The following is a 20,890-nucleotide window of genomic DNA, read 5'->3' on the forward strand; positions in this document are numbered from 1 at the left end:
ACACCCCGCTCCGAAGGCCGACACGCAAGAGAGACGGACAGGGATGGCCGCCGTGAAGGACGCAGCACTCCTGGGACACGCTGAGATGTGCCAGTACGTCACAGTCGTCGTCGATGCCCTTCGAAAGGTCGGGGCCCCACCGAGCGAACGATGGGACGAAGCGCGATCCAGTGCCCTTTACTGGACGGAAGACGAACCCGTCCTGACCGGAGGACCGTGGACACATGGAACGGTCGTGTTCTGGCGGATGGCGGACGGCTGGCACTGCGCTCCCCTATGTGGCCGTCATCGATGACAACCAGGGCGACGTCACCCTGCGGCAGAAAGGGAGAGGCCCCCCGGAGACCTCGGGGAAGAGACCTCCGGGGCCCCGGGGAAGCGAAGGCGGGAGCCATCAAGCCCTCAAGCCCTCAGCCCTCAGCCCTTCTCGGTCGGGGTCTGCTTGATGTCGTCGACGAAGGCCCGCTTCATGATGGCGCTGGTGCCCAGCACCGTGCCGCGCTTGTGGAGGCCACTGTCCTCGACCACAACGGTGCGGGTGCCCAGGTAGACATGGGTCTTCTTGTCGAAGATCCACTCTTCGCGCACACCGGCGTCCTGCCGGGCCACCGCAACCCCGTGCCGGCCCGCCGCGTCCACCGCGTCGTCCACCACCACGACCCCGGGGATCTTCGCGGCGGCCTTGAACAGGGCGGAGTAGAGCTCGGCCGGCGGGTAGCTCTCGGTGAGCAGGTCGCCGATGGTTGCGAAGGCCTGCTGGTCGGGGTTCCTGCCCTGGCCCTTGGTCTCCTTGTAGATCATCTGCAGCAGCTTGTCGGGGTCGGTGGGCAGCTTGGCCAGGTCGTTGTAAGACGCCCCGTTAATCGGGTCCTTCGGTTCGACGGCCCGCCCGTCGTCGATGTCGTCCAGGCTCTGGCCCCCGGGGATCTTGTTGGCGACCGGGTCGATCAGCCACCCCTTGGTACCGTCGAGAGAATTCCAGACCTGACGCTTGTGCAGCTTGTGGTGGATCACGCTGGGCTTGCCGGGGCCGTCGACGCCCACGCCGGTGGAGGTCGCCTTCGACTCGATGTAGACGTACTGGCCCGCCTTCGGGTCGGGCACCTCGGCCGCCGCCAGCGAAATCTGGTCGAGCAACTGGGGCACGCCCTTGGTGGCGGCCCCGCCGGCCGACGTGGTCGGGACCGACCCGCCGGCCACCCGTGTGCCCTCGCCGCCCGAGTTGAACATCGAGGCTCCCACGACGACCGCCCCGGCCAGGGCGCATGCCATCGCGGGTACGACGAAGGCGCGGCGCGGCATCGTGAAGCGCCGCGTCTTCGGCTCGGCGGCGGCTGCCGTCGCGGTACGTTCTTCTTCTTGCTGGATCCGGGTCATCAGTTGCTCCTTGTGGAACTGGTGACGGCCCGGCGGAAGTTCGCGAGTCGTCAGCGGGAGCAGCTGTGCGCTCTCCTCCCACTCGGCCGGGCTCTGCCGGGACGGGTTCGCGTTCATCGGATTCCTTCCTGTACGGGCCGGATCGCGGTTCTGCGATCGCCTCTTATCTGTCCGAGACCTGCCACGGGTTCCCGATTTCTTTTCACCGATCCGGTTGCCGCCGAGGCCAGTTCGGTGTCGGCGAGCTTGCGCAGCTTCGCGCGGGCCCGGGAGAGGCGGGAACGGACTGTGCCGACCGGGATTCCGAGCGTCTCGGCGGCGGCCGTGTACTCCAGGCCCTCCCACAGGCAGAGGGTGAGGACCTCGCGCTCCGGTCTTCGCAGCGCGGCCAGCGCGGTGAGTGCGGCGGCGAGGCGCCGCCGGTCGTCGACCCGGCCCGCGACCTCCTCGGCGTGGTCCGGCACCGCCATCTCGGCCCGGGCGGCGGCACCGGCCGCGGCCCGGTAGCGCCGATTGCTCCGGGTCTGGTTGCGTGCGGTGTTGGTGGCGATGCCGAGCAGCCAGAGCCGCAACGAGCCGCCTTCGGGGTCGACCTTGTGACGCAGTCGCCAGGCCTCCATGAACGTCGCGGCCATCACGTCCTCGGCCGTTGCCCAGTCAGCGGTCAGCCGGAACGCATGGTTGTAAACCGTGCGGGCGTAGCTGTCGTACAGCTCCGCGAACGCGCTCGATTCCCCGGCCCGTATCCGGGTACGCATGTGTGTGCTCACCCCCCTCAGCTGTCCGGCACCTCACCGCGGGTTCCCGTGACGCGTGTCACATGTGATCGCCGACGGGCCGAGGAACAGCCCGTCGGCGATCGGGGACGGAATGGCGACCGGGCGCACCCGGTGAACGTGAACCTACGCGGTCACAGCAAAGCTCCCGCCCCGGTTCTCCCGGCGTCGCGGGTCCGGCGGGTCATTCACCTGACGGACGACAATCGCCGTTGGACTGCGCCTGATGTGCGCTCGCATCTGGTGGAGGACACAAGCGCCTGTAAGGATCAGAATGTGAATGATCCTTCGGTTCCCGAGAGATTGAACAAGGCCCTCGACTGGGCAGGGTTGGGCCTGGCCGCACTCCTGCTTGCGATCGGCATCAGGGATTACCGTGCCGGCGGATCCGCGGGTTGGCCAATCGGCGGAGCGCTGCTGGTCCTGGTCAGCCTCTGGGTGGTCTATCGCGGGACGGCTCGCCGGAGCGGCAGGAGCGCCCCTTCAAAGTAGGCGTACAGCAGCGCAGTACCGCAACCACAGCAACCGTCCCCGTCCGCTACCGTCTCTCAGGGGCCTCGTAGTAGCCGGTATGGCCGTCGCCGACCTTCTGGCCGGAGCTGCGGATCAGAAGGGTCGCAAGGCGTCTGCCGGGCCGTCTGTGGGCCGTCCGAGGACAACCCGCGATGGCCTCGGACCGGTGCCAACCACCTCTCGGGGCATCGGAACCGTCCGGACCTGCGAAAACCCTGGTCTCCAGGATCGGCAGCAAGACCCAGGGCAAGGAGAAGTAACCAGCGCCGGAGACTCCCGACGCTCATGACGTGCCCCCTGCCCGCGGTTGCCCCGCGGGCAGGGGGTTCCCGGTTTCCTCGCTTCCCCTCACCCGGGCTGTTCGCCCGGGTTGTCGCACAGTCCGCCGAGCTCGGCCGCGAGTGCCTCGTCGCGCATGCCCGGCAGGGCGTACCCCTCCGTCTCGTCCCACGGGACGTCGACGTCGTCGATGTGGACGTGCCACTCGGCTCCCCCGACGGCGTGGCGCAACTCGGTGACGGAGTCGAGCACATGGGCTGTCACCGGCAGCCACCGGCCGGGGTCGCGCGGCAGTTTCGTGGAGCCGGCGATGATCTGGTCGTCCTCGTTGTGGTCACCGCCGTACAAGTACAGGCTCTCCTCGTCGTCGTACGGGAACGACCGGGCGCGCGCGGCGACCACGTGCTCGACGGCGGCCGACTCGGCGGCGGTCAGCGGCTGTGCCCGGCGGGCGCTGTAGTAGATGGAGACGCTCATGGTCCGAGCGTAGGTGCGGGGTCTGACATCACCGGCCCGTACTGCCCCAACGCCCGTTCCACGCGCCCCGCGAGGCCGGTCCAGGGGCGGCATTCGACCACCGGCAGTCCGTGCCGGGCGGCCTGGCGGGACAGCCAGTGCGAGTACGCGGCGCTGACCTGTGCGCGGTGGCGCTGTTCGCCGCTGCCGGGTTCCCTGGCGGTGTAGTTGGCGAGGATCTGTTCCGGGTCCTGCTCGTGCAGGAACACCGCCCGCACCCGGCGGCCGGCCGCCCGTCCCTCGCGGACGGCTTCCGCCGCGGCGGCCGGGGTGAGGTAGTCGCCCTCGATCACGGCGGATACGTCGACGGTGAGCCGGTTGCGGACCACGCCCAGCACCGCGGGTTCGAGGGCCCTGGCGGTGGCGATCTGAAGGTCCAGCACCTGCTCGACGGTGAGCCGCGCCGCGTCGGGGATGCCCTCGAAGTGGTGGAGTGCGGGGTGGTGTTCGGCCGTCGTCATGGCCCCGACGGCGCTGACCACGTCGTCGAACTCGACCACGAACCCCTTCGACTCATCCGATTCAGCGGCCAGTTGGGCCGCCGCCCGGCTCTTTCCGACGCCCGAGGCGCCACCGATCAGCAATATGTCCCACGATGTCGCTGTCACGCGGCGAACGTATCGCGTGGGTTCCGTGTCCGCCGTCGGCACCGGCGTTACGGTGGCCCGAGTACCGGCCCTCGCAAGGGCGAAGCCGACCGGACGGGCCGTGCGAAGAGAGCAAGGAGAGCGGGGAGAGCAACCATGGGCGAGCCCCTGAAAACCTTCGTCGGCGGCGCAGAGGTCGACGTGCCCAACAGCATTCCGGCCATCCGGGCCACGCTGCCCGAGGAGCGGCGCGAGGAGTTCGACCGCGCCATCAACGAGGCGGGGGTGCACGAGATCCAGGCCGTGATGCGGCACTGGATGCTGGAGGCCGTACCCGATCCCGAGGCCGAGCGGATCCTGGACCGGCTGGCACAGGACGAGGCCGAGAGGCGGACCGTCGCTTGAGCTACCGCATCTCCTACGCACCGCCCGCCGACGACTCCCTGGCCAAGATGCGCGACGGCGAGAGATTCCGCGCCGAGATGGCACGCACCCTGGGCCTCGACCCGTACGGACACGGGTCGTCGGCCGTCAAGAACGAGCACGACCGCCGCGAGGCGACGGTCGCCGGGGCGATCGTGCTCTATTACGTCTCCGGGACCGTCCTGATCGTCACCGTGGTGAGGCTCGTCCCGCTGCCCTGAACCGGCAGCGGGCCCGGCACATCCCGGAGCCGGCCGCACCGGCCGCACCGGCCGGTGCGGACCGTACGGCAAGTCCTACGAACCGGCGGGGGCGCCGTGGACTCGTACGCCCCACGCCCCACGTCCCGCACCGGCAGGCGTCAGGCCAGCTTCGCGGCCTGCGCCTCGATCACCGCGGTCGGCAGCTCGAAGTCCCCGCCGCCGCCCATCGCGGCCAGGTTCAGCGAGGAGAACGAGGCGAACGAGGCGCCCTGGCGCATGGCGACGAGCTTGAGCTCGCCCTTCTCCCCGCCCTGTTCCAGCTGCACGGTCCAGGCGGCCGACTCCTCGCCGCCCTTGACCTGCTCCTCGGTGATCTTGGTGACCTTCTGCTTCTCGCCGGCCGCCGTGAACTCGAAGCCGCCGGCGCACTCGGTGGCCGCGGTGCGCAGCGAGGCGACCGACTCCTGCGCGCCCTTGCCGTCGTACGAGCCGAGGGCCAGCTGCGTCGTCGTGATGTCGAACGCCGCCTTGAACGCCTCCTCGGCGTCCCCGCTGTCCTGCTTCTCCAGGTTGCTCTTCTTCGGCTCGCTGACGACCGTGCGCTTGGTGAAGGCGCCCGGCTCGCCGACCTGCGCACCCATCAGCGCGTTGGCGAGCGGGGCGCAGACCTCCTTCTCGACCTTGATGTCGTCGACGGAGATCGTGTCCTTGGCAGCGGCCTTGGAGATCTTGTGGCCCTTGACGTCGCCCTGGGTCAGCGCGGCCTTCTCCAGTTCGGCGGCGCTCAGCGCCTTGGCCGCGGGCGCGGCGGCCGCGGACTCCTTGCCCTTGGCGTCCGCCCCCTTGTCCCCGGAACCGGAGTCCGAGCCGCCGCCGCACGCGGTGGCGAGCAGGGCCAGGGACACCGCGGTGGCGGCAACAGCGGTACGGCGTATGGCGGTGGAACGCATGGTCCGGTCCGTCTCTCTGAGCAGGGTCTTCGGTTTGCTCACTCTATGAGCGGAAAATGGTTTGATGATCAATCAAGTCGGGTACGCGATGTGATCGTGACGGCGCCGTGATCATCCTGTGAATGCGCTGTCCGGCACAGCAAGCTCACGCCGGGTCCGGAATCCGACACAGAGGTGCGATCACCCCATGCAGGCTGACGGAACAACCCAGGCCGTCCTCCGCTCCGTCGGTCTGACGGAGGACCGGATCGCCGCGTGCGCACCGCTCACCGGAGGCACGTTCAACACGGTCTCCCGGGTGAGGCTCACGGACGGCAGCGACTGGGTGGTGAAGATACCGCCGCCCACGACACCCGGAACGCTGATGGGCTACGAGCGCGATCTGCTGGTCAACGAGGCCACGTTCCACGCCTTGGCGGACGGTTCGGCTCCGGTCCCCCGCGTCCTGCACAGCGAGCTCGACCCGGCCGCGCCCACCGGCCCGTACGTGATCATGTCGGCCTGTCCGGGCCTGCCCTGGAGCGAGTTCGCTCCCGGCTCGCTGTCCGCTGCGGAAGAGCGCCGGCTCCGCAACGACCTGGGGCGGATCGCCGCCCGGCTGCATGCCGTCACCGCCCCGGCCGGCTTCGGCTATCCCTCCCTGGCGGTGGGCCCGTTGGCCCCGACCTGGCGGCAGGCGTTCACCGCGATGACCGACGCCGTCCTCGCCGACGCGGACAGCCACCGGGCCCGGCTGCCGCGCCCGACGGCCGGGATCCGTGCCCTGCTCGCCGCCGCGTCGCCGGTGCTCGACGACGTCGCGCGCCCCGCCCTGGTCCACTTCGACCTGTGGCGGGGCAACATCCTCGTCGACGGCGGGCCGGGGGCGCGGAGCATCGGCGGGATCATCGACGGCGAGCGGATGTTCTGGGGCGACCCGGTCGCCGACTTCGTATCACTCGCCCTGTTCGGGGACATGGAGCAGGACGAGGACTTCCTCGCCGGGTACGCGGAGGGCAGCGGGCGACCGGTGGTGTTCGACGCGTCGGTGCGGCTGCGGCTCGCGCTCTACCGCTGCTACCTCTACCTGATCATGCTGGTGGAGACCGTCCCGCGCCGCGCTCCCCAGGAGGACCTGGACTGGGCGTGGACGCATGTCGCCCCACAGCTCGAATCGGCCCTGGCGGACGTGGAGTCGGCGCTGCGGACCGGGGGTTGAGCTGCGGCGCCGGCCCCTGCCGGCCTCAGTCGGCCAGTGCCCGCTGGCCCTCGTACGGATGGGGCGGCCACGGCGCCTCAGGTGGGCCGTACTCGTTGATCGCGCTGATCACCATGAATCCGAGCCTGGTCTCACCCATGTGAACAACGTTCACGTCTGCATCGGCGGCGAGCATGCCACGGTGCCCCGGCGCGACGAAATAGGCGTGCGCCGGGGAATGTTCAGGCGGGGTCGGTCAGCTGCTGCGCTCGGCCGGGCGCTGGGTCAGGTGTGTGAACGCGTCCAGGTTCCGGGTGGATTCGCCGCGCGCCACCCGCCACTCGTACTCCTTGCGGATCGAGCTCGCGAAGCCCAGCTCCAGCAGGGTGTTGAAGGAACCGTCGGCCGCTTCGAGGACCGTGCCGAGCAGCCGGTCCAGCTCCTGCGGGGTGACCACGGAGAGCGGCAGCTTGCCGGCCAGATAGATGTCGCCGAGCCCGTCGATCGCGTAACTCACCCCGAAGAGGCGGAGGTTGCGCTCCAGCAGCCAGCGGTGGACCGCGGCGTCGTTCTCGTCCGGGTGGCGTACGACGAAGGCGTTGAGGGAGAGCGAGTGCTTGCCGACGCGCAGCGAGCAAGTGGTGGACAGCTTGCGCGTGCCGGGAAGTGTGACCACGTAGTCGCCCGGCCCGGGGCTCTCCCATGCGAGCCCGGCGTCCCTCAGGGTCGCCTCGATGACCTGCGCGACCTGCGTCGTCGCCGCTTCGGTCGGTGCCGCTCCGTCGGGTACGTCAGCCATGGTGCGAGCGTACGTCAGGCATGGAGCGGGCGTACGCGACGGCGGTGTTCGTGCATCGCAGCCGTGTACACGTCGGCGGTCGCGGAGGCGGCGGTGTCCCAGCCGAAGCCCTGGGCGTGCGCGGCGGCCGCCGCACCCATCCGGGCGACCAGTTCCGGCGCATCGGCGAACCGGGCCAGCGCCTGTGCGTACGCCTGCGGGTCGTGCCCGGGTATCAGGATGCCGCTGACGCCGTCCCGCACCGCCACCGGGAGACCGCCCACGGCTGCCGCGACGACGGGGGTGCCCGCCGCCTGCGCCTCGATGGCGACCAGGCCGAAGGACTCGCTGTGCGAGGGCATGACCAGCACGGAAGCGGCCCGGAACCAGTCGGCGAGCCGCTCCTGCCCGACCGGCGGCTGGAACCGTACGACATCGGCGATGCCCAGCCGCGCCGCCAGCTTCTGCAGCCCCTCCGGCTTGGCCAGCCCGCTGCCGCTCGGGCCGCCGACGACCGGTACGACCATCCGGGAGCGCAGCGTGGGGTCGCGGTCCAGCAGCACGGCGACCGCCCGCAGCAGCACATCGGGGGCCTTCAGCGGCTGGATGCGGCCCGCGAAGAGCGGGATCAGGGCGTCCTTCGGCAGTCCGAGGCGGGCCCGTGCCGCGGCCCGCCCGTCGGCGGGGCTGAAGCGGTCCAGGTTGACCCCGGGGTGGACGACGGCGACGGAGCCGGGATCGGCGTCGTAGAAGCGGACGAGCTCGTCCGCCTCCTCGGCGGTGTTGGCGATCAGCCGGTTCGCCGCGTCGACGATCTGGGTCTCGCCGATGACGCGGGCCGCCGGCTCGGGGGTGTCGCCCGCCGCGAGCGCCGCGTTCTTGACCTTCGCCATGGTGTGCATGGCGTGGACGAGCGGGACGCCCCAGCGCTGGGCGGCGAGCCAGCCGACATGGCCGGAGAGCCAGTAGTGGGAGTGGACGAGGTCGTAGTAGCCGGGGCGCTGGCCGGCCCACGCCTGCATCACGCCGTGCGTGAAGGCGCAGAGCTGGGCGGGCAACTCCTCCTTGGCCAGCCCCTCGTACGGCCCCGCGTCGACGTGCCGGACCAGGACGCCGGGCGCCAGCTCGACCACCGGGGGGAGCCCGCCGGTGGTGGACCGGGTGAAGATCTCGACCTCGATGTTGATCGCGGCGAGGCGCCTGGCCAGCTCCACGATGTAGACGTTCATGCCGCCCGCGTCGCCCGTGCCCGGCTGGTGCAGCGGAGAGGTGTGCACGGAGAGCATCGCGATGCGGCGGGGCTTGCGGTGACCGCCGGGAAACCTGAGGCGCGGCGCGACACGGCTGCTGCCGCGCCGGGAGACGTACTGACTCACGTCGTCCGGTCCTCCTCATTCAGGGCATGACACCGAAGGGACCCGTGCCCCTGCGAAGGGCTGCAACAGCGGAATCTCTCCTTTCATTTCCGCTTTACCAAATCATTACGGTGCGCGCGCCGCACCCCGGTGGCCCCCGGGCGCCCGTCACCCGCCTGCCGGCAGATCGTTACGCTCGCTGTCATGCGCCCCATCGGCACCGCGACCCGCGGGACCACCAACCCGAACCGGCTCCGCCGCATGGACCGCTGGATCGCCGCCACCCACGGCCCGGCCCTGCGCCGCGCCGACCGCCCCGTCGCCGTCGACCTCGGGTACGGCGCCGCGCCCTGGACCGCCGTCGAACTGCTGCACCGGCTGCGCACCGCCGAGCCGCGCACGTCCGTGGTCGGTGTCGAGATCGACCCGGAGCGGGTCGCGGCGGCGAAGCCGTACGAACGCGAGGGCCTCACCTTCCTGCACGGCGGCTTCGAGATCCCGCTCCCCGAGCCCCCCGACCTCATCCGGGCGGCGAATGTGCTGCGCCAGTACGACGAGGGCGAGGTCGCCGCGGTCTGGCAGCGGCTGTGCGCCCGCCTCGCGCCGGGCGGGCTGCTGGTGGAGGGCACCTGCGACGAGATCGGGCGCCGGCACGTATGGGTGGCGCTCGGCCCGGAAGGTCCGCGCACGGTCACGTTCGCGACCCGGCTCGCCTCCCTGGACCGCCCCTCCGACCTCGCGGAGCGCCTGCCCAAGGCGCTGATCCACCGCAATGTGCCGGGCGAGCCGGTCCACGCGTTCCTGCGGGACTTCGACCGGGCGTGGGCCGCGGCGGCCCCGTACGCCTCGCTGGGCGCCCGGCAGCGCTGGATCACGGCGGTGCGGTCGCTGTCGGGCGACTGGCCGCTGGCCGACGGGGTACGGCGGTGGCGCCAGGGCGAAGTCACGGTGAAATGGGCCGCTCTCCGGCCCAACCCGTAGCCCGAATCGGCTGAACGGAGCCGGCGGGGCGGTGTCCGGGGGAGGCGGACGGGAACGGGAACGCGGCATCGTTCGTCCAGAAGAGGGGAGCAGGGGGTGGCAGGGGGCGTCAGGGGGCGGCAGGGGAGCAGGGCGAGTCGGGGAACGCGATCCGTGTGACCGTCAGGACAGCGGGCGTGCGCCTCTGTTGATTTTCGGTACGGCATGGCACGATCTCGACACCGGCGAAAAGTTACTGACGGTAAATCAGATTCATTCGGGAGGGGAATCTCGTGAACCGACGTCACTGTGCCTCAGCCGCGATCACTCTGGTCTGCGCGCTGTCCGTACTCATCACGCCGGTCCAGGCCTTTGCCAAGCCCGCGCCCCCATCCCCCTCCGGCTCCGGGTCCACGGCGTCGAAGAAGAGCCTCGAAGAGGTACGCAAGGAGATCGACGCCCTCTACCGCAAGGCCGGGGCGGCCACCGACGCGTACAACCTCGCCGAGGAGAAGGCCGAGAAGCAGTCCGGCGAGATCGTGAAGCTGGCCCGCGCCATCGTCGTGGGCCAGGCGAAAATCGCCGAGCTCAAGAGCCAGGCGGGCGCCCAGGCCCGCGAGCAGTACCGCAGCGGCGGACTGCCGCCCGGCGCCCAGTTCATGCTCAGCGACGACCCGCAGCTCTTCCTGGACGGGGTGAGCCGGGTCAGGGAGGGCCAGCAGGCCACCAAGGGTGTGCTCGGCGAACTGACCAGGACCCAGCAGGACCTGGAGACGTACACCAAGGACGCGAGCGCCAACTGGAAGAAGCTCGAAGCCAACCGGATCAAGCAGGCCAAGGCCAAGAAGAAGATCAACGCGCAGATAAACGCGGCGAAGAAGCTGGAGTCGAAGCTCAAGAAGGAGGAGCTGGCCCGCCTGCTCAAGCTGGAGCAGGAGGCCGAGTACAAGCAGCAGAATGCCTGGCTCAGCTCCGGCGCCCTGAAGGACATCAACCGCGAGGCGAGCGCGAGCGGCAAGAAGGCGGTGGCCTTCGCGACCGCGCAGATAGGAAAGCCGTACGTCTGGGGCGCCGAGGGCCCCAAGTCGTACGACTGCTCGGGTCTCACCTCACAGGCCTGGGCGGCGGCGGGCCGGCCGATCCCCCGCACCTCGCAGGAGCAGTGGCGGCTGCTGCCGCACATCGCCATCAAGGACATGCGCCCCGGCGACCTGATCATCTACCACGGTGATGCCAGTCACGTGGGCATGTACGTCGGCGACGGCGCGATCGTGCACGCCCCCCGCCCCGGCCGCAACGTCACGCTGGCGGGCGCGGGCTCGATGCAGATTCTCGGCGTCGTACGCCCGGACAAGTAACCCAACGGGCTTGATCCCGCCCGGTCCGGCGCCGGATCGGGCGGGATCAAGCCTGTCCGGCGATTGCGGACAGAGCGTTCCCGGGGCGCACCCGGGCGCCCCACGACGCCCCGCACCCCCCCGCGGAGCGCTCCGCACCCCCACGGGCGTGACCCGCGCCACCCGCCGCCCGCCACCCCGCGTGACCTTTGTCATGTCCGGACACCCGCCCCCGCCCCGGCACATCTCGCCGGATCCGTGACCTGACGCGGCTTATGGCTGTGCATATGCCGGAGGCCGATCGCGGAACGCCATTCCGTTCCCCTGCCAGGGACCGCTATCGTCCCCGTCTGCGGGTCGTCGATCGTCGTCCCGCGCCCTCGGGGGGAGGGAAGGAAAACCGAACCGATGCCCGTATCCGAACCGCAGCAAGGCGCCGAAGCCGCTGCGGAGGCCTCCCACGGCGCAGACCTCACCCTGCTGGTGATCGAGGACGACCCGGCGGGCACCTTCACCGTCCCCGAGCTCCCGGCCGCGGCCGGCACGAGGGTGCGTATCCGTACCGCCCGCAATCTGACCGAGGCGGGCCGGCTCCTCACGGACGACGTCGACTGTGTCCTGCTGGACCTCGCGCTGCCCACCGGCAGCGAGACCCGTGCCTCCGGCCCCGGGGACGCGGGGGAGGCCGATGGGCTCGCCGCCCTCAAGCACGTGCTGCGGATCGCCCCGCGCCACGCCGTCCTCGCTCTCACGGCCGAGGACGACACCGAGCTGGCCGCCGCGGCGGTACGGGTCGGCGCCCAGGACTACCTCTGCCGCGACGAACTCGACGGACGGCTGCTCAGCCGCGCCATCCGGTACGCCGTCGCGCGCAAGCGCGCCGATGTCGCCCAGCGCCGGCTCACCGAGTCCACCCTGAGCGCCCAGGAGAACGCCCGCCTCGAACGCGGCCTGCTCCCCACTCCGCTGCTCGAAGGCTCCGATCTGCGCTTCGCGGCCCGCTACCGCCCCGGCCGCAGCCGCGCGCTGCTCGGCGGGGACTTCTACGACACGGTCCGCACGCCCGACGGCACCGTCCACGTAATGATCGGCGACGTCTGCGGGCACGGCCCCGACGAGGCGGCGCTCGGCGTGGAACTGCGCATAGCGTGGCGGGCGTTGACCCTGGCCGGGCTCTGCGGCGACGAACTTCTCTCCACCCTCCAGCAGGTCCTGGAGCACGAGCGGGAGAGCGAGGAGATCTTCGCGACGCTCTGCACCATCGACATCGCCCCCGACGGCCGGCGCGCCGGACTCTGCCTGGCGGGCCACCCCGCCCCGCTGATCGCCCGGCCCGGACGGGCCGCGCACCTTCTCCCGTACGAGGACGGCGGACCGGCCCTGGGCCTGCTGCCACGCGCTCGCTGGCCGCGCCGGCAGGTGGAGCTCGGCGGCTCCTGGAGCCTGATGATGTACACGGACGGACTGATCGAGGGGCGTGTGGGCCCGTCCGGCTCCCAGCGGCTGGGCCAGGACGGCATGGTCGCGATGATCAACCAGCAGCTGGCCCAGGGGCTCACCGGCGAGGATCTCCTGGAGGCCGCGGTCACCCAGGTGCGGGAGCTGAACGGCGGCGAACTCACCGACGATGTCGCGGTCCTCCTGCTCGACCGCGACGAGGAACGCGTACGCCGCCGGATCCCGAACGGCGACCGGGGCCGGAGCATCCCGCGCCCCCGCCCCGGATCGGCACCACCCACGGCCCCCGTGAGCGCCGCGAACCCGGCGAACGCTCAGCGCCCGCCGTTGTAGGGCCCGTACGGCCCGTCGCTGCTGGAGCCGCCGCGCCGGCCACCACCCGAGACCGCCCGGAGCGCGGGCCGCACGTCCACCAGGAAGACGATGGAGGCGACCGCACCCGCGAGCTGCAGGAACAGCATCGGCACGAAGAGATTCACGGCGACGGTGACGCCGAGGATGAGCAGCCAGAAGGACTTCTTCTGCTTGTCCGCGGCCCGGTAGGCGTCCTCACGGGCCATCGCGGCCATGATCAGTGCGACCACGGCCAGCGCGAGCATGACCATGTAGAGCAGCCAGACGAATGTGCTGAATCCTGTGAGCAACATGGTGTGTGCACCGCCTAGTGAGTGGATGAGCGCGCCTCACGGCCAAGGTACCGGGACAACGGACCCGGGCACCCCTGAAAGTGCCCGGCCCGCGCCCCGCTACACGCGGCGGCGCCACAGCACCGCCAAGGGTGCCGTGGCGCCTGGGTGCTACTTCGCGCTCGGCGGAGTGGTCTTCTTCGCGGCGGGCTTGCGCGCGGGCGTCGTCCTGGCGGGCGCGGCCGGGGTCTTGCTCTCCGGCTTGGCGGCCTTCGGCGCGGGCTTCGGTGCGGCCTTCGGCGCGGGCTTAGGCGCGGGTGCGGCCTTCGGCCGACCGGGCTTGGCGGCCGGCGCGGTCCTGGTGGTACCCGTCGGCCTGGACTCCTTGCGCGGCTCGACGACGACGGCGATCTCGACGATCTCCTCGGCCGTCTCGCCACGCCAGTGCTTCACGGTCTGCTCGCCGCGCTCGGCGACCTTCTCGTACGTCTCCCGGGCCCGCACCGCGTACTCCGCGGCCACGCCCAGACTCCGCAGCGCCAGGTCCTGGGCGTTCTCGCCCAGCTTCCGCAGGTCGCTGTCGAAGGATCCGATCACCTCGGTGACCTTGGCCTGGACGGTGGCCTGCGCCTCCTTGGCCTGCGCGGCCACCTTCTCCTGCACGGCCTTGGGGTCGGTGTTGCGCACGGCCTCGAAACGCTCCGGCGCCTCGGCACGCAGCTGCTCGATCAGCGCCGGGACCTTGCGCGCCTGCTCGACGGCGAGATCGGCCGTACCGGCGGCGAAGTAGAGGGGGGTCGGGTCGGTGAGGGTCTTGCGCAGGTCATCGGTGATGGCCATGACTGTGGTCCTCCCGGATCATCAGACTCAGTGTGAGGGTTTCTCTGGCGTTGAAGGCGTTGAAGGCGTTGAAGGCGTTGAAGGCTTCGGAGCCTTCGAAGGCTTTGAAGGAGTGGAAGGAGTGGAAGGAGTGGAAGGGGCTGACGGCTTCGGGGCCTTCGAAAGCTTCGAAGCCGTGTCGGCACCGGTGTCCGGTCCCGATTCGTCGCCGGTCTCCGATCCGGCCGCGACGCCGGATTCCGACCCGGGCACGAACCCGTTCTCCCTGCGGAAGGAGTCGTAGATCTGCAGCAGGACACTCTTCTGCCGCTCGTTTATGGACGGATCGGCCAGAATCACCGCCCGCGTCTCCAGCTCCTCCCGCTCCCGCTCGTCCAGAATCCCGGCCCGTACGTAAAGGGTCTCGGCGGAGATCCGCAGCGCCTTGGCGACCTGCTGCAACACCTCGGCGCTCGGCTTGCGCAGCCCGCGCTCGATCTGGCTGAGGTAGGGATTGGACACCCCGGCGGCATCGGCGAGCTGCCGCAGCGAAAGCTGCGCATTGCGCCGCTGCTCGCGCAGATACTCACCGAGATTGCCGACGTTGAGTGATGCCATACCCCTGATGGTGCGCCACCCTTGCTAACTTTTGCAAGCAGACGCTTGCAAAAGTGCGCCACACCACTCGCCCGGCCCCGCGCGACGCAGCTCACTCGTTGCCCGTTTCCCTGTCCCTGTGATGTCCGGGCAGCCTCGGAGATCTCCGGGCATCTGTGCTGACGTCTCAGTCATGTCTGGGCATTTGGTGAGGCGCCTCGGCCTCCTCCGGGTACGCCGCCTCTGCACTGTCTACGGTCGTCGTGGCTGGTCGGCGGCGTACCCGGAGACCCGGATGGGGTCGTCGCGGCGACGATGCCCGCCGTCAACTGCCAGCCGCCACCGAACCGAATGGCAGCGCAGTCACACTGTCCCGCAGCGACTGCGAAGGAGTTCCGCGCCGTCGCTTTCGAGTTCGTTGCAGTACGTCGCGCGTCCCGTCATGGCCATCACCAAAGCCAAGGTGGGGCCGGACACGAGCAGCCCCGAACCGGTCGTGAACGGGCTGTCATCCGCGACGAGCTTCAGCCCGTCGATGCGTCCCTTGGCAACGACCACAAGGTCCGAGCCCTGGTAGTACTCGGCCACCTGGGTGACGACCTCGACCGGGTAGTCCCGGCGGATGCCCAGCGGACGCCGGATGTCTTCTCCGTGCACGATCGTCTCGCCCAGCATGGCCATGGCAGGCAGGGGAGGCTTGGTGGTGCTCGGGATGATGCGCCGGAATCGCTCAAGGGTCTCGGCCGGGGTCGTGCCCAACTGCTCGGCCAGCCGCATGGCCACCTGCTTGTCGAAGTCGAACCGGCAACTGATCACCCCCGCCATCCAGCGCACGGCGTTGAGGCTCGCGCCCGCGGTGAGGTGCGCAAGCACCTCACGCACCGTCAAACCCGTGCAGAGCGAGGGAGTTTCCCATTGCTCGTCAGTCATGTCTGCGAGATCGACCGCCAACGCCGCTCGCTCGGCGCGGATCAAGGGCCAGACCCCGGTTCCGCGGCCGCGGGCCGCGGTCACTGCCGGATCAGTCATACGGGAGGGCCTCCTGTCACGGATCCCGATATGTGCGCAGGCGACCGCTGCGCACATACACGCTACTCATGGTCGCCTACGACAGCGGCTGGGTGTTGGCGGCCCTTGTCGGCCTTCTGATGGCGCGACAGGGCAGCAGCGCCGGGGGTGAGGTCTGGATCGGATACCAGACAGTCGCCCCCGTCGCGTTCGCCGCACTGCTGGTGGCCGCCGCCCCGACTCGGGTGGCCTCGGACACTCACGCAGAAGTCCCCGCCCACTCACGGCGGGATTGATCGCCACCAGTACCGGCTGAGAGATAAGGCCTTCAGCTTCCCGGTCCAGGCGGTGCCTCCTGAAGCGCTGCCCCTTCGGATTGAGCGAGACCGGACAGTCACTGGCCGCCGGCAGTCGTCGGCTGGTTGCGACTTCGAGTTGGGTGACACCCGATCTCGGTGGTCGGCGTCACCAGGAGAAACGCCGAAGCCGTACCAGGACCAGGACTCTGCTGTGCCCGTTCCCTCGGCCCGCACAGCGCCAGGCAGACAGACAGGGAGACAGGGAGGCAGGGACTAGCGTTGCCCCCATGATCGTATGGCTCAACGGCACCCACGGCGCAGGCAAGACGACGACCAGTGCGCTCGTACAGCAGCTGATACCGGATTCACGGGTGTTCGACGCCGAGAAGGTCGGCGAGACGCTCATGGACATCACGCCGGGGCTGCCCTGGACGGGCAACTTCCAGCACTGGCCGCCGTGGCGGCCGCTCGTCGTCGAGACCGCACGTCACGTACTCGACTACACCGGCGGCTCTCTGGTGATACCCATGACCGTCCTGGTCGAGCAGTACTGGCGCGAGATCAGCACGGGTCTTGCCCAACACGCCATTCCCGTGAGGCACTTCGTCCTCCACGCCGACCAGGACACCCTCCGCGGGCGCATCGAAGGGGACACCGTCATGGGTCCCTCCTCATTCCGTCTCGAACACCTTGAGCCCTACGCCGAGGCGGCTCGCACATGGCTGCACGACGAGGCCGAGGTCGTCGACACCACGCACCTCACGCCTGCCCAGGCCGCCCTGCAGATCGCGGAGGCCGTCAGGAGCTGAGGTCCGCGATGGTCGCGGCCTGCGCAGCGGGCGAGGGCGGCAGCGCGGGCCGCCACGGGCAGGGGCGCCGTATGCGGCTCGGCAGCTCCGAAGGCATGGCCGCACTCGCCGTCGGCCGGGACAGGACGGCTCGCCATCGGTCGGGACCGTCGGACGCAGCCGGGCAGAGCCCTTGGTTGACCTTCACCTTGGGGGAAGCCCCAGCATCGGTCGGGCCGGGCGGCGTGCTCGGCCCGAGGAGGAATGAGCATGGGGTTGCTGACCATCGGGGCGTTCGCGAAGGCGTCCCGGCTGTCGCCGAAGGCGCTGCGTCTCTACGACGAGCTCGGCCTGCTGCCCCCCACTCGCGTCGACCCGGTGACCGGCTACCGCCTCTACGCACCGGAACTGCTGGAGCAGGCCCGGCTGGTCGCCTGGCTCCGACGCCTGGGGATGCCCCTGGCCCGTATCCGGCAGGTCTGCGCGCTGGAGCCGGCCGCGGCGGCACAGGAGATCCGCGCGTTCTGGGCTCAGGCCGAGGCCGACACCGCCGCGCGGCGGGACCTCGCTTCCTTCCTCATCGACCATCTTTCCTGGAAGGACCCTGCCATGTCCGCGACCACCAAGCCCCTGGGAATCCGTTACGCCGCCCTTTCCGACAGGGGCCTCGTCCGCGAGAGCAACCAGGACACCGCCTACGCCGGGTCGCGCCTGCTCGCCGTCGCCGACGGCTACGGCAGCGCGGGAGCCCCGGCCGGTGCGGCCGCCATCGACGTGCTCAAGCGCCTCGAAACCGGCGGCATCCCGTCGGGCGAGCTCCTCAACGTCCTCGAAGACGCCGTCGAGCAGGCCAAGCAGGCCGTCAACGGCGTCGCCGGACCCGGCTCGTCACCCGAAGAGGCCGGCACCACGCTCACCGCGATGCTCTGGACGGGATCACAGCTGGCCCTCGTCCACATCGGCGACTCCCGCGCCCACCTCCTGCGCGACGGGGAACTGTTCCAGATCACCCACGATCACACCGTGGTGCAGTCGATGGTCGACGAGGGACGCATCAGTCCGGAAGAGGCCGCCTCCCACCCCCAGCGGTCACTGTTGATACGGGCCTTGGGCCACGGAGCCGACGGCACCCCCGACATGCGCCTGCACGACGCCCAGCAGGGAGACCGGTACCTGCTCTGCTCCGACGGCCTGTCGACCGTCGTGCGTGCCGAGGAGATTCGCCGGGTGCTCTGCGAGGTCGAAGAACCCGAGCAGGCGGTCCGCGAACTCGTCGCCCTCGCCAACGGCTCCGGCGGCCCGGACAACGTCAGCTGCGTGGTGGCCGATGTCGTGGATCTCCAGCGGTAGGAGCGAGCGGCATGCACTTCATGTTGCACCGGATCCGCTCCGAGGAACTCATCCGTGAAGCCGACCAATACAGGCTCGCCCAACTGGCCAAGGAATCCGAGCCGGCTCCCCGGGCCATGGCAGCCGCCACCCCGCAACCGCCTCCGCGGCGCCCGCCGCCGTAGTCCGGGCGCCGGGCGGGGCCGACCGCGCGCCCCGGGCCGGGAGAACCTCCCGCCGGAGAGAACTCCTCTCCGGCGGGAGCCGTTGTGGGCGAGCGGACCTGGGAGGACTTCCTGGCGGAGCGGGTGAACCAGGGCGGGGAGAGGCTCGGCTCTGGGTAACGTGTCCGGAAATATCCCCATGCTGGAAACGGATCCTCATGGATGACGCCATGGACGACGAGAACGCGGCCACCAGCCCCGCGGCGCAAAGCCGCGGGCACGGGCAGGGACACGGGCGCGGGCTCACGCGCAACGGTGCCCCGGTGGTGCCGAGAACCGCCGTGATCGCGGGTGGCGGAGCGCTGGCGGTCTGGGAGCCCGCGTTCACGCTCGGCGCCTACAACGTCATCTTCTACTACCAGATGCTCACCCTCTGGGCGGTGTCGACGGCCGTGCTGCTGGCCGGCTTCCTGATGCGCGAGCGCGGGCCGCGCCACGGCTGGGTGTACTGGGCCTGCCTGGCGCTGCCCAGCGCCTGGCTCGTCCTCGCCGCCGTCGTGCCGCGCAGCGGCAACTGGCAGGGCGAGGCGCTCTTCCTGATCGGCGGCATCATCAGCGTCATCGGCGCCCCGCTGTTGACCTGGGTGCTCCTCCAGCTCCTGCTGTTCGGGGAGTCGGAGCTCTCCGTGAACCAGCGCAGGACGGTCATCGGTGTCGTCGCGCTCGTCGGCGTACTGGCCTTCCTGCTCGGCAAGTTCAACGATGTCTTCCTCACCTGCGGGGACTTCGACATCAGCGGCAACAGCGTCCCCTCCGGCTGCCGGCCGGGCCACGCCTCGCCGCTCGGCTGACCCGCGGCGGCCGTTGCGGACCGGCCGGGGCCCACGCGTCCCGGCCGATCCGGCGTCGCCGACGAGAACCCAGGGCGTCCCGTTACGATCGCCGTACGTTCTCAGAGAGGCAGGCACGGCATGAAGGTCCTCATCGCCGGAGGCGCGGGGTACATCGGCAGCACGGTCGCGTCCGCCTGCTCGGACGCCGGGATCACCCCCGTCGTCCTCGACAACCTGGTCACGGGCAGGCGGGAGTTCGCACAGGGCCGGGCCTTCCACGAGGGCGACATCGCGGACGGCCCCCTGATCGACCGGATCTTCGCCGAGCACCCGGACATCGATGCCGTCGTCCACTGCGCGGCACTGATCGTGGTCCCGGATTCGGTCGCCGACCCGGTCGGCTACTACCGGGCCAACGTGGCCAAGTCCCTGGAGTTCGTCGGCCATCTGCTGCGCAACGGCTGCACCCGCATGATCTTCAGCTCGTCCGCCTCCATCTACGCCGCCGGTGCGGATCTGACCGTCGACGAGGACTCCCCCGTCGACCCGCAGAGCCCGTACGCGCGCACCAAGGCGGTGTGCGAGGCGATGTTCGCCGACATCGCCGCCACCCAGCCGCTCCGGGTGCTGTCCCTGCGTTACTTCAACCCGATCGGCGCGGACCCGAAGATGCGCACCGGACTCCAGCTACGGCGACCGAGCCATGCTCTGGGCAAGATGATCCAGGCGCAGGAGGAGGGCATTCCGTTCCGGGTCACCGGGACCGACTACCCCACGCGCGACGGTTCCGGCATCCGGGACTACGTCCATGTCTGGGACCTGGCCGCCGCACACGTGGCCGCGCTCGGCGCCTTCGACGCCGTCCTGCCGGAGGCCGGCTCCACCACCGTCAACCTGGGCACCGGCACGGGCACCACCGTGCGCGAACTCCTCGATGCCTTCAACGAGGTGGTCGACACCCCCGTGCCGTCCGTCGACGTCGAACCCCGGCCGGGCGACACCGCGGGGGCCTACACCCGGAGCGACCGGGCGGAGCGGCTGCTGGGATGGCGGCCGCAGTACTCGCTGACGGAGGGCATCCGCCACTCCCTGGAGTGGGCCGCCGTACGCGAGGACGTGCTCGGCGACTCCGCATAGGTCCGCGGCTCCGTACGCCCGCCGGGGATCAAGGGACAGCCCTTAGGATCCGCCCATGGCTATCGACCACGGCTACACCTGCTCCTGCTGCGGCGAACACCACGCGGAACTCCCGATGGGGTACTCGACCATGGCACCCGACGTCTGGGACGCGAGCCTGGAGAGCGACCCGGACAGCATGCTCTCCTCAGACCAGTGCATCGTCAGGCACGAGCACTACTTCATCAAGGGCCTGATCGAGATACCCGTGTTCGGCAGCGAGGAGCCGTTCTCCTGGGGCGTGTGGGTCTCGCTCAGCCGGGAGAACTTCGCCCGCGCCCTCGATGTGTGGGAGACCCCGGGCCGCGAGTCCGAGAAGCCGTACTTCGGCTGGCTGAGCACCGAGCTGGGGCTGTACTCGCCCCGGACGACCAACCTCAAGACCAACGCCCACACCCGTCCGATCGGCCTGCGCCCCCGCATCGAGCTGGAGCCCACCGACCACCCCCTCGCCGTGGAGCAGCGCACCGGTATCACGCGCGACCGGGTGCGGGAGATCGCCGAAGCGGTGCTGCACGCCGACGACGCCCGCGCCTGAGCGCCCGCGCCCCGCCCGGACCCG

At 70.4% G+C, this 20,890-nt stretch carries 24 protein-coding genes; 13 read left to right on the forward strand and 11 right to left on the reverse strand.

Annotation, left to right across the window (positions count from 1 at the left end):
• Positions 1-417 precede the first annotated feature (417 nt).
• The 4 genes from ACWCQ6_RS23325 to ACWCQ6_RS23340 form a co-directional block, all read right to left on the reverse strand.
• A complete protein-coding gene (locus tag ACWCQ6_RS23325) occupies positions 418-1,494 on the reverse strand; it encodes a CU044_5270 family protein (protein WP_451092101.1) in 1,077 nt (358 codons plus the stop codon).
• Positions 1,491-2,135, reverse strand: coding sequence for an RNA polymerase sigma factor (locus ACWCQ6_RS23330; protein WP_451092103.1), 645 nt, complete (start codon positions 2,133-2,135; stop codon positions 1,491-1,493). The genes ACWCQ6_RS23325 and ACWCQ6_RS23330 overlap by 4 nt, the downstream gene beginning before the upstream one ends.
• An 879-nt stretch (positions 2,136-3,014) precedes the next feature.
• On the reverse strand, positions 3,015-3,422 hold the full coding sequence (locus ACWCQ6_RS23335) for a hypothetical protein (protein ID WP_451092105.1): 408 nt from the start codon (positions 3,420-3,422) through the stop codon (positions 3,015-3,017).
• Positions 3,419-4,069 carry a hypothetical protein gene (locus ACWCQ6_RS23340; RefSeq protein WP_451092107.1) on the reverse strand — a complete coding sequence of 217 codons (651 nt, stop codon included), beginning with the start codon at positions 4,067-4,069 and terminating at the stop codon, positions 3,419-3,421. Before ACWCQ6_RS23340 ends, ACWCQ6_RS23335 begins: the two co-directional genes overlap by 4 nt.
• Before the next feature lie 135 nt (positions 4,070-4,204).
• On the opposite strand from ACWCQ6_RS23340, the gene ACWCQ6_RS23345 reads away from it, so the two are divergent.
• Both ACWCQ6_RS23345 and ACWCQ6_RS23350 read left to right on the forward strand, forming a co-directional pair.
• Positions 4,205-4,453: a hypothetical protein gene (locus tag ACWCQ6_RS23345; RefSeq protein ID WP_451092109.1), complete on the forward strand. Its 249-nt coding sequence runs from the start codon at positions 4,205-4,207 to the stop codon at positions 4,451-4,453.
• Complete coding sequence (locus ACWCQ6_RS23350; RefSeq protein WP_451092111.1) at positions 4,450-4,692, forward strand: hypothetical protein; 243 nt, start codon at positions 4,450-4,452, stop codon at positions 4,690-4,692. The genes ACWCQ6_RS23345 and ACWCQ6_RS23350 overlap by 4 nt, the downstream gene beginning before the upstream one ends.
• 140 nt (positions 4,693-4,832) lie before the next feature.
• On the opposite strand, the gene ACWCQ6_RS23355 is transcribed toward ACWCQ6_RS23350, so the two are convergent.
• Positions 4,833-5,624: a hypothetical protein gene (locus tag ACWCQ6_RS23355; RefSeq protein ID WP_451092168.1), complete on the reverse strand. Its 792-nt coding sequence runs from the start codon at positions 5,622-5,624 to the stop codon at positions 4,833-4,835.
• Positions 5,625-5,811: 187 nt separating this feature from the next.
• Here ACWCQ6_RS23355 and ACWCQ6_RS23360 point away from each other — a divergent pair, with 187 nt between their 5' ends.
• The gene (locus ACWCQ6_RS23360; RefSeq protein WP_451092113.1) at positions 5,812-6,822 is read left to right on the forward strand and encodes a phosphotransferase family protein; all 1,011 of its coding nucleotides are present in this window, start codon (positions 5,812-5,814) and stop codon (positions 6,820-6,822) included.
• A gap of 235 nt (positions 6,823-7,057) precedes the next feature.
• Here ACWCQ6_RS23360 and ACWCQ6_RS23365 read toward each other — a convergent pair whose 3' ends face one another.
• Both ACWCQ6_RS23365 and mshA read right to left on the reverse strand, forming a co-directional pair.
• Positions 7,058-7,600 carry a YbjN domain-containing protein gene (locus ACWCQ6_RS23365; RefSeq protein ID WP_451092115.1) on the reverse strand — a complete coding sequence of 181 codons (543 nt, stop codon included), beginning with the start codon at positions 7,598-7,600 and terminating at the stop codon, positions 7,058-7,060.
• A 14-nt stretch (positions 7,601-7,614) separates the two neighbouring features.
• On the reverse strand, positions 7,615-8,955 hold the full coding sequence (gene mshA, locus ACWCQ6_RS23370) for a D-inositol-3-phosphate glycosyltransferase (RefSeq protein WP_451092117.1): 1,341 nt from the start codon (positions 8,953-8,955) through the stop codon (positions 7,615-7,617).
• Between the two features lie 183 nt (positions 8,956-9,138).
• Here mshA and ACWCQ6_RS23375 point away from each other — a divergent pair, with 183 nt between their 5' ends.
• From ACWCQ6_RS23375 to ACWCQ6_RS23385, 3 genes are all read left to right on the forward strand, one after another.
• The gene (locus ACWCQ6_RS23375; RefSeq protein ID WP_451092119.1) at positions 9,139-9,915 is read left to right on the forward strand and encodes a class I SAM-dependent methyltransferase; all 777 of its coding nucleotides are present in this window, start codon (positions 9,139-9,141) and stop codon (positions 9,913-9,915) included.
• A gap of 272 nt (positions 9,916-10,187) precedes the next feature.
• A complete protein-coding gene (locus tag ACWCQ6_RS23380; protein WP_451092121.1) occupies positions 10,188-11,252 on the forward strand; it encodes a C40 family peptidase in 1,065 nt (354 codons plus the stop codon).
• A 387-nt stretch (positions 11,253-11,639) separates the two neighbouring features.
• Complete coding sequence (locus tag ACWCQ6_RS23385) at positions 11,640-13,022, forward strand: PP2C family protein-serine/threonine phosphatase (RefSeq protein ID WP_451092123.1); 1,383 nt, start codon at positions 11,640-11,642, stop codon at positions 13,020-13,022.
• Here ACWCQ6_RS23385 and ACWCQ6_RS23390 read toward each other — a convergent pair.
• From ACWCQ6_RS23390 to ACWCQ6_RS23405, 4 genes are all read right to left on the reverse strand, one after another.
• Positions 13,004-13,336 (reverse strand): DUF2516 family protein, encoded by a 333-nt coding sequence (locus tag ACWCQ6_RS23390; RefSeq protein ID WP_451092125.1) that lies wholly within the window; start codon positions 13,334-13,336, stop codon positions 13,004-13,006. The two genes, ACWCQ6_RS23385 and ACWCQ6_RS23390, sit on opposite strands and share 19 nt — an antisense overlap.
• A gap of 150 nt (positions 13,337-13,486) precedes the next feature.
• Positions 13,487-14,155, reverse strand: coding sequence for a hypothetical protein (locus ACWCQ6_RS23395; RefSeq protein ID WP_451092127.1), 669 nt, complete (start codon positions 14,153-14,155; stop codon positions 13,487-13,489).
• A 27-nt stretch (positions 14,156-14,182) separates the two neighbouring features.
• Complete coding sequence (locus ACWCQ6_RS23400; RefSeq protein WP_451092129.1) at positions 14,183-14,752, reverse strand: helix-turn-helix domain-containing protein; 570 nt, start codon at positions 14,750-14,752, stop codon at positions 14,183-14,185.
• 342 nt (positions 14,753-15,094) lie between these two features.
• On the reverse strand, positions 15,095-15,760 hold the full coding sequence (locus tag ACWCQ6_RS23405; RefSeq protein WP_451092131.1) for a maleylpyruvate isomerase family mycothiol-dependent enzyme: 666 nt from the start codon (positions 15,758-15,760) through the stop codon (positions 15,095-15,097).
• Between the two features lie 32 nt (positions 15,761-15,792).
• Here ACWCQ6_RS23405 and ACWCQ6_RS23410 point away from each other — a divergent pair, with 32 nt between their 5' ends.
• The 7 genes from ACWCQ6_RS23410 (at position 15,793) to ACWCQ6_RS23440 (ending at position 20,866) form a co-directional block, all read left to right on the forward strand.
• Positions 15,793-16,035: a hypothetical protein gene (locus tag ACWCQ6_RS23410; protein ID WP_451092133.1), complete on the forward strand. Its 243-nt coding sequence runs from the start codon at positions 15,793-15,795 to the stop codon at positions 16,033-16,035.
• Positions 16,036-16,325: 290 nt separating this feature from the next.
• On the forward strand, positions 16,326-16,847 hold the full coding sequence (locus ACWCQ6_RS23415; RefSeq protein ID WP_451092135.1) for an ATP-binding protein: 522 nt from the start codon (positions 16,326-16,328) through the stop codon (positions 16,845-16,847).
• A gap of 249 nt (positions 16,848-17,096) precedes the next feature.
• Positions 17,097-18,176, forward strand: a complete 1,080-nt coding sequence (locus ACWCQ6_RS23420; protein ID WP_451092137.1) for a MerR family transcriptional regulator — start codon at positions 17,097-17,099, stop codon at positions 18,174-18,176.
• A gap of 11 nt (positions 18,177-18,187) precedes the next feature.
• Positions 18,188-18,340 (forward strand): hypothetical protein, encoded by a 153-nt coding sequence (locus ACWCQ6_RS23425; RefSeq protein WP_451092139.1) that lies wholly within the window; start codon positions 18,188-18,190, stop codon positions 18,338-18,340.
• A gap of 209 nt (positions 18,341-18,549) precedes the next feature.
• The gene (locus ACWCQ6_RS23430) at positions 18,550-19,170 is read left to right on the forward strand and encodes a hypothetical protein (RefSeq protein ID WP_451092141.1); all 621 of its coding nucleotides are present in this window, start codon (positions 18,550-18,552) and stop codon (positions 19,168-19,170) included.
• Positions 19,171-19,290: 120 nt separating this feature from the next.
• Complete coding sequence (galE, locus tag ACWCQ6_RS23435) at positions 19,291-20,289, forward strand: UDP-glucose 4-epimerase GalE (RefSeq protein WP_451092143.1); 999 nt, start codon at positions 19,291-19,293, stop codon at positions 20,287-20,289.
• 115 nt (positions 20,290-20,404) lie between these two features.
• A complete protein-coding gene (locus tag ACWCQ6_RS23440; protein ID WP_451092170.1) occupies positions 20,405-20,866 on the forward strand; it encodes a DUF2199 domain-containing protein in 462 nt (153 codons plus the stop codon).
• The last annotated feature ends 24 nt before the right edge of the window (positions 20,867-20,890 follow it).

Source organism: Streptomyces sp. NPDC001880 (assembly GCF_053594575.1).

Bases quoted from the DNA above. Each gene is read 5' to 3' on its own strand.
- ACWCQ6_RS23355 (WP_451092168.1), bottom strand. From the start codon at position 5,624: ATGCGTTCCACCGCCATACGCCGTACCGCTGTTGCCGCCACCGCGGTG.
- ACWCQ6_RS23395 (WP_451092127.1), bottom strand. From the start codon at position 14,155: ATGGCCATCACCGATGACCTGCGCAAGACCCTCACCGACCCGACCCCC.
- ACWCQ6_RS23385 (WP_451092123.1), top strand. From the start codon at position 11,640: ATGCCCGTATCCGAACCGCAGCAAGGCGCCGAAGCCGCTGCGGAGGCC.
- ACWCQ6_RS23415 (WP_451092135.1), top strand. From the start codon at position 16,326: ATGATCGTATGGCTCAACGGCACCCACGGCGCAGGCAAGACGACGACC.
- ACWCQ6_RS23425 (WP_451092139.1), top strand. From the start codon at position 18,188: ATGCACTTCATGTTGCACCGGATCCGCTCCGAGGAACTCATCCGTGAA.
- ACWCQ6_RS23375 (WP_451092119.1), top strand. From the start codon at position 9,139: ATGCGCCCCATCGGCACCGCGACCCGCGGGACCACCAACCCGAACCGG.
- ACWCQ6_RS23345 (WP_451092109.1), top strand. From the start codon at position 4,205: ATGGGCGAGCCCCTGAAAACCTTCGTCGGCGGCGCAGAGGTCGACGTG.
- ACWCQ6_RS23330 (WP_451092103.1), bottom strand. From the start codon at position 2,135: ATGCGTACCCGGATACGGGCCGGGGAATCGAGCGCGTTCGCGGAGCTG.
- ACWCQ6_RS23360 (WP_451092113.1), top strand. From the start codon at position 5,812: ATGCAGGCTGACGGAACAACCCAGGCCGTCCTCCGCTCCGTCGGTCTG.
- ACWCQ6_RS23405 (WP_451092131.1), bottom strand. From the start codon at position 15,760: ATGACTGATCCGGCAGTGACCGCGGCCCGCGGCCGCGGAACCGGGGTC.
- ACWCQ6_RS23440 (WP_451092170.1), top strand. From the start codon at position 20,405: ATGGGGTACTCGACCATGGCACCCGACGTCTGGGACGCGAGCCTGGAG.
- ACWCQ6_RS23430 (WP_451092141.1), top strand. From the start codon at position 18,550: ATGGACGACGAGAACGCGGCCACCAGCCCCGCGGCGCAAAGCCGCGGG.
- ACWCQ6_RS23335 (WP_451092105.1), bottom strand. From the start codon at position 3,422: ATGAGCGTCTCCATCTACTACAGCGCCCGCCGGGCACAGCCGCTGACC.
- ACWCQ6_RS23365 (WP_451092115.1), bottom strand. From the start codon at position 7,600: ATGGCTGACGTACCCGACGGAGCGGCACCGACCGAAGCGGCGACGACG.
- ACWCQ6_RS23400 (WP_451092129.1), bottom strand. From the start codon at position 14,752: ATGGCATCACTCAACGTCGGCAATCTCGGTGAGTATCTGCGCGAGCAG.
- ACWCQ6_RS23390 (WP_451092125.1), bottom strand. From the start codon at position 13,336: ATGTTGCTCACAGGATTCAGCACATTCGTCTGGCTGCTCTACATGGTC.
- ACWCQ6_RS23325 (WP_451092101.1), bottom strand. From the start codon at position 1,494: ATGAACGCGAACCCGTCCCGGCAGAGCCCGGCCGAGTGGGAGGAGAGC.
- ACWCQ6_RS23420 (WP_451092137.1), top strand. From the start codon at position 17,097: ATGGGGTTGCTGACCATCGGGGCGTTCGCGAAGGCGTCCCGGCTGTCG.
- galE (WP_451092143.1), top strand. From the start codon at position 19,291: ATGAAGGTCCTCATCGCCGGAGGCGCGGGGTACATCGGCAGCACGGTC.